The organism is Pseudomonas sp. R1-18, assembly GCF_051132095.1.
Taxonomy (GTDB): domain Bacteria; phylum Pseudomonadota; class Gammaproteobacteria; order Pseudomonadales; family Pseudomonadaceae; genus Aquipseudomonas.
Map to the genome: position 1 here is coordinate 115,061 of NZ_CP071658.1, position 17,601 is coordinate 132,661.

11 protein-coding genes and 2 rRNA genes are annotated in these 17,601 nt (G+C 58.9%); 3 read left to right on the forward strand and 10 right to left on the reverse strand.

Features of this window, described 5'->3' with window-relative positions:
• Positions 1 to 100 precede the first annotated feature (100 nt).
• Positions 101 to 216, forward strand: a 5S ribosomal RNA gene (gene rrf, locus J3P77_RS00550).
• Positions 217 to 319: 103 nt separating this feature from the next.
• Positions 320 to 435 (forward strand): 5S ribosomal RNA (gene rrf, locus J3P77_RS00555).
• A gap of 126 nt (positions 436 to 561) precedes the next feature.
• On the opposite strand, the gene J3P77_RS00560 is transcribed toward rrf (J3P77_RS00555), so the two are convergent.
• From J3P77_RS00560 to J3P77_RS00590, 7 genes are all read right to left on the reverse strand, one after another.
• Positions 562 to 1,041 carry an SRPBCC family protein gene (locus J3P77_RS00560; protein WP_434678910.1) on the reverse strand — a complete coding sequence of 160 codons (480 nt, stop codon included), beginning with the start codon at positions 1,039 to 1,041 and terminating at the stop codon, positions 562 to 564.
• A 35-nt stretch (positions 1,042 to 1,076) separates the two neighbouring features.
• The gene (locus tag J3P77_RS00565) at positions 1,077 to 4,526 is read right to left on the reverse strand and encodes an amino acid adenylation domain-containing protein (protein WP_434678911.1); all 3,450 of its coding nucleotides are present in this window, start codon (positions 4,524 to 4,526) and stop codon (positions 1,077 to 1,079) included.
• The gene (locus J3P77_RS00570; protein ID WP_434678913.1) at positions 4,523 to 5,470 is read right to left on the reverse strand and encodes a diiron oxygenase; all 948 of its coding nucleotides are present in this window, start codon (positions 5,468 to 5,470) and stop codon (positions 4,523 to 4,525) included. Before J3P77_RS00570 ends, J3P77_RS00565 begins: the two co-directional genes overlap by 4 nt.
• A gap of 35 nt (positions 5,471 to 5,505) precedes the next feature.
• Positions 5,506 to 6,276, reverse strand: coding sequence for a DUF3050 domain-containing protein (locus tag J3P77_RS00575; protein ID WP_434681817.1), 771 nt, complete (start codon positions 6,274 to 6,276; stop codon positions 5,506 to 5,508).
• A 795-nt stretch (positions 6,277 to 7,071) separates the two neighbouring features.
• Complete coding sequence (locus J3P77_RS00580) at positions 7,072 to 7,809, reverse strand: GntR family transcriptional regulator (protein WP_434678915.1); 738 nt, start codon at positions 7,807 to 7,809, stop codon at positions 7,072 to 7,074.
• 309 nt (positions 7,810 to 8,118) lie between these two features.
• A complete protein-coding gene (locus J3P77_RS00585; protein ID WP_434678916.1) occupies positions 8,119 to 9,126 on the reverse strand; it encodes an aldo/keto reductase in 1,008 nt (335 codons plus the stop codon).
• Positions 9,127 to 9,301: 175 nt separating this feature from the next.
• Entirely contained in the window at positions 9,302 to 9,997 is a 696-nt protein-coding gene (locus J3P77_RS00590) for an HAD-IA family hydrolase (RefSeq protein ID WP_434678917.1), read from the reverse strand.
• A 296-nt stretch (positions 9,998 to 10,293) separates the two neighbouring features.
• Between J3P77_RS00590 and J3P77_RS00595 the strand changes: the two genes are divergently transcribed.
• Positions 10,294 to 11,775, forward strand: a complete 1,482-nt coding sequence (locus J3P77_RS00595; RefSeq protein WP_434678919.1) for a YdgA family protein — start codon at positions 10,294 to 10,296, stop codon at positions 11,773 to 11,775.
• Between the two features lie 278 nt (positions 11,776 to 12,053).
• Here the strand turns inward: J3P77_RS00595 and J3P77_RS00600 are convergent, their stop codons facing one another.
• The 3 genes from J3P77_RS00600 to J3P77_RS00610 are packed head-to-tail and all read right to left on the reverse strand — an operon-like array spanning position 12,054 to position 17,592.
• Complete coding sequence (locus J3P77_RS00600) at positions 12,054 to 12,653, reverse strand: hypothetical protein (RefSeq protein WP_434678920.1); 600 nt, start codon at positions 12,651 to 12,653, stop codon at positions 12,054 to 12,056.
• Between the two features lie 13 nt (positions 12,654 to 12,666).
• Complete coding sequence (locus J3P77_RS00605; protein ID WP_434678921.1) at positions 12,667 to 17,154, reverse strand: RHS repeat-associated core domain-containing protein; 4,488 nt, start codon at positions 17,152 to 17,154, stop codon at positions 12,667 to 12,669.
• 12 nt (positions 17,155 to 17,166) lie between these two features.
• Positions 17,167 to 17,592, reverse strand: coding sequence for a DcrB-related protein (locus J3P77_RS00610; protein ID WP_434678923.1), 426 nt, complete (start codon positions 17,590 to 17,592; stop codon positions 17,167 to 17,169).
• Positions 17,593 to 17,601: the final 9 nt, after the last annotated feature.

Sequence of the window (17,601 nt, forward strand, 5' to 3'; positions counted from 1 at the left end):
GGTGACTGTGAAGACGACACACACCGAAAACTGCAGCTCACAAACATCACATACCCGATTCGCTGGAGCGCCGGCAACGACGCCCCGGCACACCGAATTTCTTGACGACCATAGAGCATTGGAACCACCTGATCCCATCCCGAACTCAGCAGTGAAACGATGCATCGCCGATGGTAGTGTGGGGTTTCCCCATGTGAGAGTAGGTCATCGTCAAGATTCATTCCGAAACCCCATTTGCGAAAGCAGATGGGGTTTTGTCTTTAGTAGAAGTCACCGATTTTGCTGACACGTTGCGTACAACGGTTCAGCCACAGAATTTCTTGACGACCATAGAGCATTGGAACCACCTGATCCCATCCCGAACTCAGCAGTGAAACGATGCATCGCCGATGGTAGTGTGGGGTTTCCCCATGTGAGAGTAGGTCATCGTCAAGATTCATTCCGAAACCCCTGTCTGCTTACGCAGACAGGGGTTTTGTCTTTCTGGGTACTGCACAACCGCAGGGCGCGTAAGCATGCCGTATCTTGCGGCGGTGGACAGAGCCAAACGTACACAACACTTCAGGCGAACAGACTTCTAACGTTGCCCATAGCGCCGTCAGCAAAACCCTGCAAGAACGCCTCGAAGCCAGACAGCGGATCCGTACTGCCCTGAACCGGATCGGCGACTATGGTCCAGGTTGCGATACAGTGATTATCACCCGTCGCCGTAACCGTCATCGCGGCCCACAGATTGCCAACCGGCAAGCTGGTGTGGATCAGCGACCACGTCATGGACAATGTCTGGTCATCGCGACTGTTCAACTGCTCGATGGCGACGTTGCCATCCTTGAAGAGCTTTCTACGTACCGAGCCTGGGCCCTTACCGGTAACTTCCGTATTGTCGAGTGCCGGGATGAACGCCTCGAACCCACCAAAGTTACCGACGATAGCCCAGACGCTGTGCGCGTCGGCAGGCACCTCAACCGTCGACTGCACTCGGCACTGGGAAGGATTGCGGATCAGCGTGTCGGGTGTGAGTTTGTCGTGGACTGTATTCATGTATTTTCTCCTGGGTATGTAATAGGCGCTGTAGCTCAGATAAAACCGGTTTCCTTCAGGTAAGCGCAGCCTTTGCTGAGTAGCGCCGGGCTCTTTTGCGGGTAATGCGCGCCCATCAGCCGAACCACGGCTTGGGCGTTTTGGTGCTCGATCATCGAGATGTCGCCGATGTCTTCTTCAAAACCATCGAGATAGAAGCCCAGCACGCCGAACAGCGCGTTCTGGCTGTCAACCCGATCAAGTTCGGTCTGCCAACGCGCGATGCTCACCAGATCAAACTGCTGCCCGGCCGCGCGAAACGCGTCGACATAAGCTCGCCAGGTCAGCGGTTCAGGGTTATGGAGGTTGAACACGGCGCATTCAGGGCGGTGACGGCTAGCCTGGAAGCCTATGAAGCGGGCCAGAAAATCCACCGGCATCAGATCGAACTGAATAGCGAAATCCGGAACGACACCTAGCTGCATAGAGCCCTTGAGCATCAGCATCAGGCGGTTTTTGTCCGGCTGGCACACGCCGCTGAGACTGTTGAAGGCGATATTGCCGGGCCGATAGATATTGACCCAGGCACCTAGCTGAGCGGCCTGGCGCAAGACGCGCTCAGCGACCCATTTGCTCAGGTTGTAGCCGTTCTTGATGTAGATAGGGGGAGTCGCGGCCGCAGCCTGTTCAAGAACCTGTCCAGCGCTGTCGACTGCACTGCAGGCCGACAGGGTCGAGACATAATTGAACACCTTTTTGCGACGTCCCTCACACAGCTTCAGGCATTCATACACAGGCGCGACATTGTCACGGGCGAGGGTCTCGTAATCCTGCACATGGTTGACGTTGGCGGCGCTGTGTACCAAAGCGCCGAACTGCAGATCCAGCCGTTCCCAGACCTCCTCGCTCAGGCCAAACCGAGGCTGCGCGATGTCGGCGGCGTAGACCGTCACGCGACTCAGATCCAGATGCTCAAGGCGGTTTTCCCGCAGGGCGGCGCGGAAGCGCTCGCTCGCGCTTGCTCCATTGTTTTCGCGAACCAGACAGGCGACTTCCGTTGCTCCCCATGCCAGCAGCGCTTCGACGATATGTACGCCGAGAAATCCATTGGCACCGGTGACAATCACCTTGTGTACGTCGCCCAGTTCGCTCACCGGCAGTACCGACAAGTCCAGCTCGGCGCTTGCGTCTGCCAAAGCCTGCGGGCTGACGGTGCCGGCGCGTGAAGCATGGCTGTCGATCAGTCCTGCGAGAGTCCGTATAGTGGGAGCTTCAATGAACCGGTTGATCGGAATACTGCGTTCGAAACGCTCGCGAATGCCTAGAAGCAGGCGCGACAGCAGGATCGAATGTCCACCAAGATTGAAAAAGCTTTCATCGATGGATATATCCCCGGCAGGCAGCTCCAACAACTCGGCCCAAAGGTTTTGCAGGCATCGCTCACGCTCGGTTTCCGGCACCCGCAGTACATGCGCGGCGGGTATGTCCACCTGGGTGGCCAGCAGTGCCTTTCGGTCGACTTTGCCGTTGCTGGCGTGTGGCATGCCAGCCAGCTCTGTGTAGACGAGAGGCCGCATGTAATCGGGCAGCAGCCGTTCCGCCTGACTGCTAAGCGATCGCCGAGCCTCATCCGGGGGAAGTGACGGCTGCGCGACGAAGGCCAGAATGCGACGCTGCGCATCAATGACCACCGCCACCTGACGATAAGCCCCGCTACTGCGCAGGCAATGCTCGATTTCTTCCGGTTCGACCCGAAACCCGCGGATCTTGACCTGATTGTCCCGGCGACCCAACAGCTCGATCCCGCCTGCCGCCCATCTACCAATGTCCCCCGTTCGATAGGCGCGCAGCCGTCGGCCCTCAGGCAGCTCCAACCATACGTAGCGTTGCGCAGTCAGCTCCGGGTTGTCGATGTAGCCAAGGCCTACACCAGGGCCTGCGATATACAACTCGCCTTCCACGTTCTCGGCCACCGGCTGACGTTGCTCGTCGAGTATCCATACCTGGCTGTTAGCGATGGGGTTACCAAGGTTGCGGTTGCTGCAACCTGGCTGAAAGCGTCCGGCTGTAACCAGCACGGTGGTCTCGGTCGGGCCGTAGAGGTTATGAAAGTGGCACTGGCCGGCCAGACGCTCGATCACGTAGGGCTCGCAGACATCGCCGCCGGTAGTCACATGTTCGATCCCGAGCGGTTGATCCAGCGGCATGACGCTCAACAGCGCCGGCGGCAGGAATGCATGGCTTATGCCTCGCTGCAGCAGGCAGACCAGCTGGCTTGGATCGCGACGTTGATCCTCGTCCGGAACAACCAGTTCGGCACCGCTCAGCCAGGTCGGGAAGATATCGATCACTGAAGAGTCGAAACTCAGCGTCGAGAACTGTAAGACCCGGCTGCGTTCGGTCAGGCTGACATACTCGATATACCAAGCGGTGAAATGGCTGAGGTTGCGCTGGCTGAGCAAAACGCCTTTGGGCTGGCCCGTGGTGCCCGAGGTATAGAGCGCCATACACGCGGCGTCAGCACAGACGGGTTCAACGATGAGCGCCGAGTCCAGTCCGGCGGGTTGAATGTCACTGATGTCCAGCGCAGGAAACTCGGCTGCCGCCAGCGGGTGCATGCCGTCGTGCAGCAACAGCGTGGCGTCGGCGTTTTCCAGAATGTACTGTTGACGCTGTAGCGGCTGCCCGGGATCCAGTGGCAGATACACTGCGCCCATTCCGATAATCGCCAGAATGCCCGCGTACATCGCAGGCGTTCGAGGCAGGCAGATAGCGACCACCGGCGGACGCCGCGGACTCTGCGACGCTAGCGCAGACACCAGATGACGCTGAATCGCGGCAGCATAGGCGTGCAGCTCCCCATAGCTGAGGCATTGATCGCCGACTCGCAACGCAGGGCGAGCTGCATGAGTGTGCAAGCTCTGCCGCAGTCGCGCGGCCATCGAGGTTTCGGCCAGCTCCAGCAAATGCGGGCACTCGGTCAGGTTTCGGCGATGCATGAACAGAAGGTTGTCCAGCGCCCGCAGGTCATGCTGAACTTCGCTCTGCATGGGCTGCGCGATGGGCAGGTCGGCGAAGTAGTGGCTATCCCTGGCCAACCGGCTGACATGCAGGGCCGCCATTTCCGCCAGGACCGCCACCGCACTGTCGCGTAACTCGCGGCCATTGCCGGAGTCAGGCGCGGGCAGCCACTGTTGCTCGATCAGGCGTTGGGACCGTCCTGCGCCATGCCAGCACAGCAGTTCGATACGAGGCAGGTCGTTTTCGAGACCAAGCTGCCCGATGCGCAAGCCCAGGCACTGAAGGTCGACAGCCAGTCCGGACCGCCGCTCATTGATGTCCACGCAACCGTCATCGATGAGCAGAGCGGACCGGCGCACATCCAGACCGGAAAGCGCTTCCACGCAGGTCGCATGATTGACCACATGACCGTGTGCAATGAGCTCGTCGTTCAGCCTGTGCAGCGTCATGCTGTGGCCGAGCAAGATAATCTCCAGCCGCTTCATTGCAGTGTCTCCTGTGCTGGCAGATAGTCCGCGAGGGCGCGCTGAACGCAGGGGGATTGCAACATCGAGCTGGTGCTGAAGAAGCGCATGATGTTGCCAATCAACGGATGATGCCGGTTGATCGGGAAGCTCATGGCCTGAGTCTCATCCTTGAGCGCTTGCCTGACCGCGTCGCTGACTGGCAGGTGTTCGATCAGACGGAAGTCAAAGCCTTGCTGGATATCATTGGTCAGGTACTGGGCAATGAACACCGGCATGATCTGCGCAATACACTCACGATCCGCTTCCGGCGCCGCGTGCCAGTAGATCCGCACGAGCCGCGCCCAGAATCCCGAGTGACGCCCCTCGTCCAGGAGATGGTCGGCCATCAGCCCCTTGACCGACTGCTTGACCGAGTCGTCTCTGGCAAAGGCGGCGACATCATTGGTCACGGTGTTCTCGGCAATCGCGACGCAGATCAGCTCGACGGCGCTGCGCAGGTGCTCCGGTGCCTGGGCCAGTGCGGCAGGGATAGCCCGGCTCAGTTCGATCTCGTCCGGCAAGCCGATTGGCTCGATGCCAGTCAGCGCGATGGTCTGCTGCATGAAGTCCATCGCGACCAGCGCGTGGTAATCCTCATCGACCACGACGGTCATCGCGTCATAGCGGCAGGCAAAGGGAAAGGGAATGGCGAAATGCCCTTTCGCGATGCCGCGCGCTGTCTTGTCGACGATCTCGGTCTCGAAGATCACAACGTCGTTGATGAACTTGTAGAGGCTTTGGACCAGGGCGTAGTCCCGCAGCTCGGGGCATGCGCGGACAAACGTGTCGCTCAACACCAGCGGCTGTCGGCTGAGCGGGTAGATCAGCTTGTCATCGTTTTCCACCAACCTGCGTGGACGCGTACGAATCGTGGCGCGGCCTTCCCAGGCATCGATGAATGAGCGGTAGTCTTCTGCTTTCATGACGGCTTCCTTGTAGAGTCAGGTGGGCTGAGTCTTCAGGCGCTGGCGCGCAGGGTCCGCATGCTCAGGCGAAGCGTGTCCCAGAGCTGGATGCGGCTTTCAACGGCGGCCGTCGCGGCCTGATACATCTCGCGCTGACGCTGCTCATTGCCCTCGACCAGGCGCGCCAGCAATTGCTCGGCGGCCGGTCCGTGGTCTTCTGCGTCGACCTCAATGTGGCGCTGCAAGTAGTAACGGAAGATCGGCGCCTGATCGATGCCGATACCCCAGCGGTCCAGAATGCTCTGGAACATCTGTGGGATGATGCTTTCCCGTCCATGCAGGAACGCAGCCGCGACGCTGTGAGCGGGCGCATGCAGGGCGAGGTGCAAGGTGTGGGCAACGAACACCGAAGCTGCCTGGCCTGCACTGATCTGCTTCAGTGCAGCCGCGTGATGCACGCCCTCGTTTTGCAGGTCGATGAAGCGCTCAATCTGCGAAGTGTCGGCGCCGATCTCACGCATGGCATCCAGGTAGAGCTCGAAGTGGCTGTAATGCCCTTGCGTCAGCCGGTCGTCCGTTTCCTCCCCCAACACAATCTCGTTGATCAACCGTGCCGCAGCAGGATCTTTAGGCGGTAGCCATGGAAGCTGCGTGCACGTGAGCTCCTGCTGCAAGCGTTTGGTAAGCGACATGAAGTCCCAGACGGCGAATACATGGGTTTCCATGAAACGTCTTAATACAGGCAGTGAATCTATCTCGGCGAAGATAGGATGCTGGCTAAGTTCAAGTTTCTTCTGATCAAGTAGCGTTTTCTGACAAAGCATGACGATACCCTGATAGTTATTATCACAGTGAAAGGCGGTAACTTGTCGGTGCTCGACAAGTGAGATTGCTACAGCTGGAATTACAAGATGCTTGAAAAGGTATTGAACAAAAGCTGACTGGTACAAACGCTCAGCTACCCATCAAGCCGGTTTTCTTGCGTGCGAGCGCCGTACAGGCTGTACGCTGCGATCCTGAAGGCCTGAAGGCCTGAAGCAGGCCAGGTCTGTCCGCGGGGTACAGATTCGCAGTGCCGCCCAGAAAAGTTAGAACACTTTTAAATGCGTGCGCAATAAGTATTTAAAATTATTTAAGTTTGTAATTTTGCCGGCGTGATAGTGCTCATACAAAACTCTTAAAAAAGTTTTATATAGACGTAGGCAACCCTTTCAGCCGATAAGAGCCAAAATCATTAATAATGAACGAATGCCTCGTTCAGCGTTGCCGTAATGCCGAACAGTCAGTTTTTTAAAATGAATGAGGGCGATGCTGGAAACGACTTCCAATGTCTCTACGCCCGTAGCCGAACTCCTTTTTGCACGTCTATGGAGCGAATAGCTGCTCCGAATCCGGAGCAGCCCATCCTTGATCCGGGTTTATCCTCCGGTTGGATTCACCCGGGTCTTCAACGAGTTTGCCTTATTCCGCAAGTCGGCCAACCTGGCATGCAGAAAAGCGGACGTAAGAGCGGCTGGCGGGATGACCGCCTTGACGCCGGGGGATGGGATAGAAAGGATGGCCCGCACTTCGCCCGGCTCAGTGAAAAGCCAACGAGTGCATGCATGGGCGGGGAGGAGTCAGGCGCGCCTTTTGCTGCGCGCAGATGCGGGCTTTGCTTCAGCTTCGGCGAGGCAGTCGAGGTAACGGGTAATCGCTTTGACGCCCCGGTTGAGATGCAGATGAAGCACTTCGACGATAGGTTCGACGGCCCTGCGTTCAGCCAGGTGCAGCAGCTGCCAGTGGTCGTCCTGCGCAAGTTTGCCAAGGTTCATTTTTTCGAGGTTGAAACGCAGGAAACGCTCTTCCTCGTTCAGGCCTTGTTCCACAAGCTGCATCAGCCGCCGGTTAGTGGCTTTGGCATAAAGCGACAGGTGGAACATCTTGTTGAGCGCGCCCATGCGGGTGTAATCGGTTTCGACTTCCATCATTTCGATGCAACGGCGTGCTGTCGCAAAGTCGGCGGCGTCGAGCAACGGAACGGAGAGGCGTAATGCTTCGGATTCCAGCAGAATGCGCAGCCCATAAGCGTCTACCGCGTCTTCTGTGATCAGTGGCGCGACAACCGCCCCTTTGTTGACTTCGACACGCAGCAGCGACTGGGCTTCAAGCTGGCGCAACGCTTCACGTACCGGCATGCGGCTTACGCCAAATAGTGATGCCAGCTCCTGCTGACGCAGCGCTGTCCCACTGGGCAGGCTGCCATCGAGGATAGCGTTGCGCAGCTTTTCTTCGATGACCGCACGAGCAACGCTCGCGGGGACTTGTTCATTGCCGAGAACGGCGCACAGGAAGGTTTCTCTTTCAGTTTTGCGCATGGCCACACTTCTTCAAAACCTGGCTCGATTGGATCCAAAGCAATTCGGACTGGTACAGCGTAGCCAATAGCGGCGAGAAAGTCGCGTGGCTATGGCATTGCTGTTCCGGGTGCTTGGGACAGCCTTGGCATATTCCATATCGACAGGGAAACAAAACATATGAGGGGTATCTTAGCGGGTCATCAAGCGCCGGTAGCATGAGAAGCGCAGGCCTTATGGATTTTCAGACGAGCGCTATAACCAGGTGTGCTCACGCGAAAGCATTACTGCCAGTCACTTGAAGCAAGCACACCCGGCTGAGGAAGCGAATCAGCGGGCAAATCGACCCGAGACGAAATGCTGTACGTCATTGAAGCCCGGTGTCGAGGCGTGGCCCGGTGTCACCAGTGAATCAATGAACGCTTCATCCTCTGCGGTGATGGTCACATCCAGCGCCTTGATATAGCTGTCCCATTGCTGCTCGGTACGCGGGCCGACAATCGCCGAGCTGACGGCCTGGTTATTCAGCACCCAGGCAATGGCGAACTCGACACTACCAACGCCTTTGTCGCGAACGTAGTCCTGAATACGCTGGGCGATGCGCAGCGATTCCGAGCGCCACTCGGTTTCCAGAATGCGTTTGTCCTGACGCCCGGCACGGCTGTCGCTGTCCGGCGTCGCGTCCGGTGCGTACTTGCCACTGAGCACACCACGCGCCAGCGGGCTGTAGGGCACAACGCCGAGACCGTGAAAGGCTGCCGCCGTGATCTGCTCGGTTTCGGCCTGTCGGTTGACGATGTTGTACAACGGCTGACTGATTACCGGCTTATCAACACCCAGGCGTTGAGCCACATTGACGATCTCCGCAATGCGCCAGCCACGGAAGTTGGAAACGCCCCAGTAGCGAATCTTTCCAGCGCGGATCAGATCACCGATAGCGGAAACCGTCACCTCCAGCGGCGTGGCATGGTCTTCCTTGTGCAGGTAATAGATGTCCAGATAGTCCGTATCGAGCCGGCGCAGGCTGTCGTCGATGGCGTTGAAGATATGCTTGCGGTTCAGACCTGCGCGGTTGGGGACTCCGTCAGCAGGACCTATCGCCACCTTCGTCGCCAGAATCCAGTCGCTGCGCCGGGCTGCAATGGCCTTGCCGACTATTTCCTCCGAACGTCCTGCGTTGTAGACGTCGGCGGTGTCGATGAAGTTGACGCCTTGATCCCAAGCCTTGTCGATGATTCGCGCAGAGTCCTCTGCGTTCGTCTGCTCACCGAACATCATGGTGCCGAGTGTCAGTGTTGAGACTTTCAGGCCGGACTGGCCAAGGGTTCGGTAGGTCATCTCGATATCCTCCATGTCATTGACGGTCTGTGGACCGGCCATACTGGCCGGTTTGCGGCAAAGTGGGAAAGACGAAAAAGGAAGGTCTTTAGAAGGACAGAATCGGTAAGGGGGGTGGCATATGCATCCGTCGGATGCGTTCGAACCGGCCCGCAGAGCCGGTTCGGGCCGTTGATCAGGGCTTCTGCATGCCCGGCAAACCCCAGGCCTGGAGCGGGAAGTCAGCCAGAGAAGACAATATCAGGTCCGCGTGCTCGTATTGCTCGACCGGCATGTGCGAGTCGGGCACCGCAACAGCCGCCATGCCCGCAGCTTTGGCGGCGGTTACACCGAAGGGCGAGTCCTCGAAGACCAGGCAATCCCGTGGATCGACACCCAGTCTGCGCGCCGCGACCAGAAAGATATCCGGGGCAGGTTTAGCCGCGCCTACTTCGGGGTCATCAGCTGTCACGACCGTTTCGAACAACTCGAACCAGGCACGATGCAAGGTCGTCTTGGCCTTGAAGTAATGCACTGAAGAGCTGGTGCCTACGGCGATCGGGATTTCGTTTGCCGCCAGGTGACGCACCAGCGCCTCGGCACCCGGCATCGCCGCCGAGCGCGGGAAACGTTCATCCAGCATGGGCTCACGAACTTCCAGAAACTCATCGACCGAAATGGGCAACTCCAGCGCACCGATCACGTAGCCCGCGAAATCCCGCGCGCCCCGTCCAATGGTGTGCTGCTTGACGGACCAGTCGAAGGTCTTCCCGTACTGGCTTGCGATCAGGTGCGTGACCTCGGTATAGATGCCCTCCGTGTCCAGCAACAAGCCGTCCATATCGAAAATTACAGCCTTGATCGGGCGTCTTTCGGTTTGCTCTGCACTCATGTCGTCACATCCGTTAACCAAATTCGTTCTCAGCCTACCGGTTAGGCCAAGACCGTGGCTACCCCAGTCTGCGTGGCGCTTCAGGTAACGCACGCCAAGGCGCCGGGGCCGAAATATCTGCAAAAGGCGCAGTCGGCCACAGAAGCTGCCGACAACGCTGGGCCGCCGGCCGCAGCCAATGATAATCTCTCGCGACTTTTCGGCAGTGCAGCGGATCGTCATCCCGCCGTCAGCGCGCAGGTCGCGAGGCCAGGGAAGACCTCTTCAATCAACAGAACGGATATCGTCGAGTCATTATGAATAAAGCAGCAGGTATAGCGGTTGGGGTCGTTGTGGTGGCGGGTGCGGTGGCGACAGCTGGCGCCTGGTATACCGGGACTCAACTGGAAGGCGTTCTGAAGGACTCGATCCAGAAGGCCAATCAGGAACTAACGCAGTCCTTCAAGGGCACCAACACCAGCGTAACCCTGGAAATGCTTTCGCTGGATCGCCACCTCTTCAGCAGCACCGCGCATTATCGCGTGGATGTCCAGAACCTGGCCGATAGCAGCCAGAGTGCCCAACTGCAATTTGTCGACAATATTGAGCACGGCCCGCTGCCGCTGTCGCGTCTTAAAAAGCTGAACCTCGTGCCGGTCATGGCGCTCAGCAATTTCGAGATGGAAAAGAACGAAAGCACGGAAAAATGGTTCGCCCTCAGCAAGGACGTAGCACCGATCAAGGGGCAGGCCAGCGTCGGCTATGATCGTTCCACCAAAGGCTGGCTGCAGATGGCGCCGCTGGAGATGAACGATACCGACGGTACTTTCAAGTTTTCCGGTCTCAATCTGAACGTGGAGGCCTCGGCCGATGCGGAGAAGGTGAGCCTTGCGGGCAACATGGACAACCTGCAACTGAATGTCGATTCGCCGGACGGCCCGGTGAGCATCGAAGCCAAAGGCATGACTTTCGATACCGGTGGCACCAAAGGCAAGTCCGGCTTCTATCTGGGTCACACCACCATGAAGCTCCAAGACGCCGGCTTCCAGGTCGTGGGCAAGCCACCGGTGCGCATCAAGGATCTGACCAACACCAACCTTGCCCAGGAAGAGGGCGGCAAGTTCGCCGCGCAGGTCAACTACGACATCGGCATGATCGTCTATGCCGGGAAAGACGTGGGCTCGGCTCATCTGGGCTTCAAGATCAGCAACTTCGACGTGGCTGCGACCCAGTCGCTTTACGAGCTGTACGAAACCAAAATCCTGCCGCAGCAGCAGGCCGCCGCGCTGTCGGAAGAGCCGCAGCCGCTGCAACTTGAGCCCGCTGACCAGCAGCGTCTGGACACTGACCTGGCCACGCTCCTGGCTGGCAAGCCGCACATCGAAATGGAAAAACTGTCGCTCAAGACGGCCAACGGCGAAAGCCACATGCGCGTCGCGGTCGACCTGACCAACCCGGGTTCGCTGGATCAACCGGCTGACGTCATTGCCATGAAAACCTTGGGCGAGATCAACGCGAACATCGTGGTCTCCAAGCCAATGATCCGCGACCTGGCCACCCAGCAAGCCATTCGTGAAGGCCAGACCGACCTGAAACAGATCGCCGAACAGGCTACCGCAGCCAGCGACATGGCCAGCGCCATGGCAGAAATGATGCAACTGGCAAAGGTTGACGGCGACAACATCGTTTCCAACTTGCACTACGCGAACGATGTGGTCGATTTCAACGGGCAGAAAATGCCTTTGCAGCAGTTCATGGCCAATGTGCTGGGCAAAGTGGGCGCGTTGAGCGGCCAGTAAGCTCACTACTTGTCAGAACGGCTGCCGGCCGTTCTGACAAACCTCATTTCCGCATGGCCGCTATCGCCAGCAAGCTGCCTCCCACAGGTCCGCGGTTCGCAGGCCAATTAGGCGAGTCAGCTTGGTATGGACCGCGATTCGAATATGCTCGGTCATGTAAGGCAGGCGAACCGTTGGTTGACCAATTACAGTTTTGGAAGCGTTGAAAAGTCAGAGTTCTAAGCACCCTGTGACTTGGCAGCTGAAGAGGTCATGGGTACTGCCGCATAAGACATGAGTTAACCATAAAAATAGTCAAAAAATCGGACGAAATTTTCTTTCCCTAATATAGCTATAAGGTTTACCTCTAACGTCTTAGAAAACTCAGGAAGGATATTATCGTCCTCATCGGCTATATCAAAAACGTCATATTCTCCATACACCACGGCGATCAGTTCGGCCAATGCCAGGAAATAATCCGCAAGTGTATCCGCTATTTTAAACGGAACTACTACGTCATAGGCAGCATAAACCGGAGTCCCTGTCGTGCTCGTGTCGGCTATTATTGGTTTCCCGCCTCCGCTACCATCCATCAAAACCAGAAACTGACCAGGCCAAGTGGCGACACTTTTCGTATTTTCCGGACCTTGAGTCCATCGGTAGCCAAGCTGCGCCTTTTTGAGCTTTGCAACTTCAAAAAAGTTCATGGGAGTGAAGCCGGTTTCGAAACGGACGCCCCTGGGTTCATAATTGGTGAAAAAAAGATCGGTTTCTGATGAGCGCGGTAGATCGCTGGGCCAGCAGTCGTCCAGATCGCGATTTCGGTCAAAGACCCCCGGAAGGAGGAAATCTCCATGCGCTTTCTTTAATTTGAATAATGCTGTTTCCAGGTCCGCCATCGTATTTCCCCTGTTATTTTTTGCAACCGGTAATGCTGCCTGAAGTTTTTATGCGGTCAATGAGTCGCCCACGGCCCGCATTATTATACTTTCCACGATGGCCCTGTGAACTGTTCAGGTGCTCATCCACTCCGCTAGGGTGATTTTGGTTTTGCAGGAATACAATGTTCCGCGGGTCTCCCTGCCAGGCTCCTCCCGTAGAACCGTTTCCTTTGACGCTGTTGATGTGGTGACCTGTATAGCCAGCTTCAGACATGATCGAGCTCAATTTGCGATTGTTCCGAGTGTTCAGAATCGTTTCTCGCTCAGCCGCGCTCCAGTTCCTTGACCCGCCACCGCTGGCGACCAATGACCTTTCTTCACCCCACGCGCGCGCTATCGCGCTTTCTCTCGTCCCCGCTTGGGGCGTTACTGATGGACGGATTTTATATCTGACCAGATCACCCGGATTGAGTCCTAATGGATCCACCCACCCAATCGGATTCGGCGCGTATTGATACAGGTTAATCCCGCCCGCCAGCCCGATAGGATCCGGCGTGGTAAATCGGCCGATATCCGGGTCGTAGAACCTGAATGTATTGAAGTGCAGCCCCGTTTCGCGGTCCAGGTATTGACCTTGAAAACGCAGGTTCTGTTCTTCGATGTAGTACGGTTCGCGGATTTCTTCGGCGGTGTTGCCCCACACTCGGTAGCGCGCCTGCCAGACGGTATGGCCGTCGCTTTCGGTCAGTTGCTCCGGCAGGCCGTTGAGGTCGTTGTGGTAGTAGCGGACCTTTTGCAGGGCGCCGATGCCGTCGACGCGGGCGAGGGGGTCGTAGCCGTGGTCTGCGTATATGTACAGGCTGGTCTGGCTGTTCCTGTGTTCCTGCAACAGGCGCATGCCATCCCAGGTGAAACGGGTTTCGCCTAGCGGGAAGCCGTGGTTATCGTGCTCGTTTTTTTCGATCCGCCGCCCTAGCGGGTCGTACACCATCTTCACGATGGTTTCGCGCGGGCCATGCTGGTTGCGCACTTCGATCAGCCGGTGCTCGGCGTCATAAGCAAAGCGCTGGACGCGGTCGCTGCCGCTGCGCTTCTCGATCATCCGGCCGAAGGCGTCGTAGCGGTAGCGCTTGTCCTGATAGGTCAACAGCTTGTTGTGCACCACCAGGCCTGCACCCCGAGGCGGGCCGTCGAGCAGGTTGGCGGCGGCGTCATAGGCGAAGGTTTCGTGCTGGCCTTGCAGGTTGTCCTGGCTGGCGATGATGCGGCCTGTGGCGTCGTAGTGCAGCAGCTGGCGCTGCTCGCCGCGCGGCTGTTGATCAAGGCGGCCGATCAGGTTGTCGGCAGGGTCAAACTCGAAGTGCTTCTGCGCGGCCGCAGGCAGGATCGGCGACTGGCTGGCATGTCGTCGCTTGCGGGAACGCAGCCTTCCACTGCGATCGTATTCGCTGCGCGTGCTTATCTGGCCCTGGGTGCGCAGCACTTCGCGGTGCAGGCGATCACGCTCGAAGTCGCTGATCAGCTGGCCGTCGAGGTTGATCTGATGCAGATGGCCGCTGCCGTAATACAGATGATTGAGCCAGCGACCGTCGGGTAGCTGGGTCTGAAGCAGATTCCCCAGTTCGTCGTAACGATGCTTGAGGCTGCCCGCAGCGCTCTGGTCTTCTATCAGCCGGCCCAGCGCGTCATACGTGAACTTCAGGCTGGAGGCCTGGCCCGCAGGGTCGGTGAACGTCACGTCGGTCAGTTGATCGAGCGGGTTATAGCGGTACTCCGTGCGGCCGTCGTCGGTGACCTTGGCGATCAGGCGCCCAACCGGGTCGCGCTCCAGCAGATGGACGATGGGCGGCACCGCCTCGCTCGGGACCAGCGCCAGACCATTGCCAAAAGGCGCCGGTACGCACTCCACTCGAGTGGTGTTATCCAGCAGGTCATAGCCGTAACGTCGGGCGCTTCCGTCGAGCTCCGTTTGTCCAGTCAGCCGGTCGCCCGCATCCCAGGCGAACCGGTAGCTTTCGCCGTTTTCGTTGGTCAGCGCCTGCAAGCGGCCGTAGGCGTCGTAGCTGAACTGCACGGTTCTGCCGAGCGCATCAATCCGCTGACGTACCTGGCCGCGCCGGTCGTACTGATAGCCGGTGGCGTGCCCTGCGGGGTCGATATGTCCCGTGAGCTGTCCGCTGCCGTCGCGCAGGTATTGCTCAACGCGCCCGTCCGGTAGCTGGCTGCGCAGGAGTCGGCCCTGGGCGTCATGTTCATAAGTGGTGCGTTCGCCCAGCGCGTCGGTGACCACTTGCAGATAGCCATGCCGGTCGTAGCCGAAACGGGTTGGATAACCCGAACAGTCGACATGCTCGATCAGTTGCCCCAGCTCGCTCCATTGCAAAGTCTTGTGCTTGCCAGTGGCGTCGATGATTTCCACGGTCTGACCATGGCTGTCATAGCGATAGCGGGTGACCTGGCCCAGTGGGTCGATTTCTTCAGTGCAGTTGCCACGAGGGTCATAGCGGTAGTGCCAGCTGTTGCCGGCAGCGTCAGTTTCCACCAACGGCAGCGCCCAGTGCTCCAGCCACAGAATCGACTCGCGCCGGCCCAGCGGGTCCAGCGTTTCGGACAGGTTGCCCGCTTCATCGTAGCCGTAACGGTACTGTCCGCCCTGTGGATCGGTAGCGCTCAGCAGCTGGCGCTCGTCGTTCCATTCGAAGCGCCAGATGCTGCCCAGATTGTCGGTGTACTCGGTGATCTGATGCTGCGCGTTCCAGCGGCGCAAGCTGTTGCGTTGCAGGCCATCCACAACCCGGGTCACGCCATTTTTCAGGTCATAGCCAAACGCATAGCTGTCGCCCTCATCGGTCCAGTGCCGAACCACGCGCCACTCAACGCCATCGACCTGGGCCCACTCGTAAAAGCAGCGCAAGCCGGTAGGGAGCTGGTGCTCGAACATGCGTCGATCCAAATCGTAGGCGAAGCGGCGCTGGATCTGGCCCACGGCATTGCGCACTTCCGCCAGATCGCCCCGGCCGTCGTAGCCATAGCTGACCAGCACCTCGCGCTGCTGATCGGGATACAGCCGCTCGACCTGTTGCAGGCGCTCGGGCCATTGCTCGCTGTAGATCAGTTCTACCTGAACCCAATCGAGGGTATCGCGCAGGCGCACCAGCCTGCCGGCCTGGTCGTAGTCGAGGTAAATGCGGTTGTCGTTACGGTCGCCCAGCTGGCTTAAACGCAGGCGCGACGCGTCAGTAGGCGTCGGTTCGAACAGTCGATACAGCCCGTCGTCGCTCTCGATCAGCAGGCGACCGTCGTCGTTGCGCCTGACCGCCAGGCCTTCGCCGGCGCTATACACCGCGGCACCTCGCGCTATCGAGCCCATGTCGATGCGCCGCGCCTGCTCATCGATGTACAGCAGACGTTCACCACCGTCCGGATGCGCTTCGATCAGCACAGTGATCTCGTAAGACAGGCTCCAGCCGTTGCCCAACAGGCTGTTGCGACGCTCATCGCGACTGTTGTAGAAGCGTTGCCAGTCGATGGCGAGCACGCCCGGCAATACGAAATCCAGCTCATCCGCGCCGCCCAGCACCTTGGCGCCGGTTGCGGCGTGCACCGGGTTGGGCGATCCGGCGATGGCGTTCGACAGCGCGCCGGTGGCCTGACTGACGACGAAAGAGTTGACCCCGGCCATGAGCATGCACGGTAGGTTGGCCTTGAAGTTGCCCTTGGCGCCCTTGAGCATCATCAGTGCAGTTACCGCCAGGCCGACGCCGGGCGTCTTGCCGCTGCGGATCTCGCGTACCACCACCGAACCGCCGCCGATGGTGACGTTGGAAGAGATCATTCCGGACGACACGACTTTGGCATCACACGTGCTGCGGTCGCCGCTACGCACCGCGGGCTGGCCGTTGATGCTGACCTTCTCCGATCCTTCTGCAAGAAATTGCGGCGGCATGGGTGGATGTTTCATGCAGGCCACCAGATCCAGCGGTTTGGGCACTGCGCCCGGCGCGGGAGTGGCGACGGTAGGGCGCCACATCTGGGAGAAGAAACCTTTGGCGATGTCCAGAAAGCCGGGCTCATCGCCCTGTGCCGGATCGCCGGACTGCGCAGTGTCCGACCCGCCGCCGGATACCGCCGGGCTCATGTGCGCAGGAACGGAGCCCGCGGCCCGCGCGGCCGGAATGGAGTTGGTCAGCGTATCGGTGGAGCCGGTCAGGATCGTTGCCATCACCACCGGCGGGAACAGGCTGTTGCCGATGCCCTCGCACATTTCGGAGAGGCCTTTGTCGGCGCCGGTCTTGCTCATCGCCACACCGACCACGACGCCGACGACCGCTCCCAGAACGCAGGCGCCAAGCCCAGCGGTAGCCACTGTTATGCCGGTCGCCGCTACCACGGCGGCTGTCGCCAGGGCGCCGATGGCGACGTTGGCCGCCACCTCCAGCACGCCGCCCAGGACATCGGCCATCATGGAACTGTGTTCGAGCCCGTCGCCGAGGCGGGCAGCCCAGAGAGCATCAGACATGCAGGTCGCTCATCAACCGAACATCAGTGTTTGCTTGAGCGTCGCCCAATGGGCCGCTTCGGCTTCACTCAAGGGCTGGGCCTTCACGTAGCTGAGGGCGATCATCTTGCGGGTATCTGGCTGCACGAATGCGAGCTGATACTGATAGACGTCTTCCGCACCTTTGCTGAACTGACTGTGCAACTCGATGGCGTCGATCGTGGAACCCGCACCCACACGCACGTTCTGCACGGGCTGGAAACGCAGGTCCTGAACCTGTTTCTCCAGGCGTTTGAGCTGATCGTCGAAATTGCTGTGCAGAGTCTCGCCTTCGGCCAGCAAGCTGCGGCTGATGATCAACGAAGTACCCAGATCCGGAAACTTGAGAATATTGATCGAAGCGTCGTGCAGCGAGCTGTCCGGCAGCTGGAACTGAAGTTCATTGATGCGATACGTCATGGGGCGAAA

Coding starts and splice junctions, on each gene's coding strand:
- J3P77_RS00560 (WP_434678910.1), bottom strand. CDS start 1,041: ATGAATACAGTCCACGACAAACTCACACCCGACACGCTGATCCGCAAT.
- J3P77_RS00565 (WP_434678911.1), bottom strand. CDS start 4,526: ATGAAGCGGCTGGAGATTATCTTGCTCGGCCACAGCATGACGCTGCAC.
- J3P77_RS00570 (WP_434678913.1), bottom strand. CDS start 5,470: ATGAAAGCAGAAGACTACCGCTCATTCATCGATGCCTGGGAAGGCCGC.
- J3P77_RS00575 (WP_434681817.1), bottom strand. CDS start 6,276: ATGCTTTGTCAGAAAACGCTACTTGATCAGAAGAAACTTGAACTTAGC.
- J3P77_RS00580 (WP_434678915.1), bottom strand. CDS start 7,809: ATGCGCAAAACTGAAAGAGAAACCTTCCTGTGCGCCGTTCTCGGCAAT.
- J3P77_RS00585 (WP_434678916.1), bottom strand. CDS start 9,126: ATGACCTACCGAACCCTTGGCCAGTCCGGCCTGAAAGTCTCAACACTG.
- J3P77_RS00590 (WP_434678917.1), bottom strand. CDS start 9,997: ATGAGTGCAGAGCAAACCGAAAGACGCCCGATCAAGGCTGTAATTTTC.
- J3P77_RS00595 (WP_434678919.1), top strand. CDS start 10,294: ATGAATAAAGCAGCAGGTATAGCGGTTGGGGTCGTTGTGGTGGCGGGT.
- J3P77_RS00600 (WP_434678920.1), bottom strand. CDS start 12,653: ATGGCGGACCTGGAAACAGCATTATTCAAATTAAAGAAAGCGCATGGA.
- J3P77_RS00605 (WP_434678921.1), bottom strand. CDS start 17,154: ATGTCTGATGCTCTCTGGGCTGCCCGCCTCGGCGACGGGCTCGAACAC.
- J3P77_RS00610 (WP_434678923.1), bottom strand. CDS start 17,592: ATGACGTATCGCATCAATGAACTTCAGTTCCAGCTGCCGGACAGCTCG.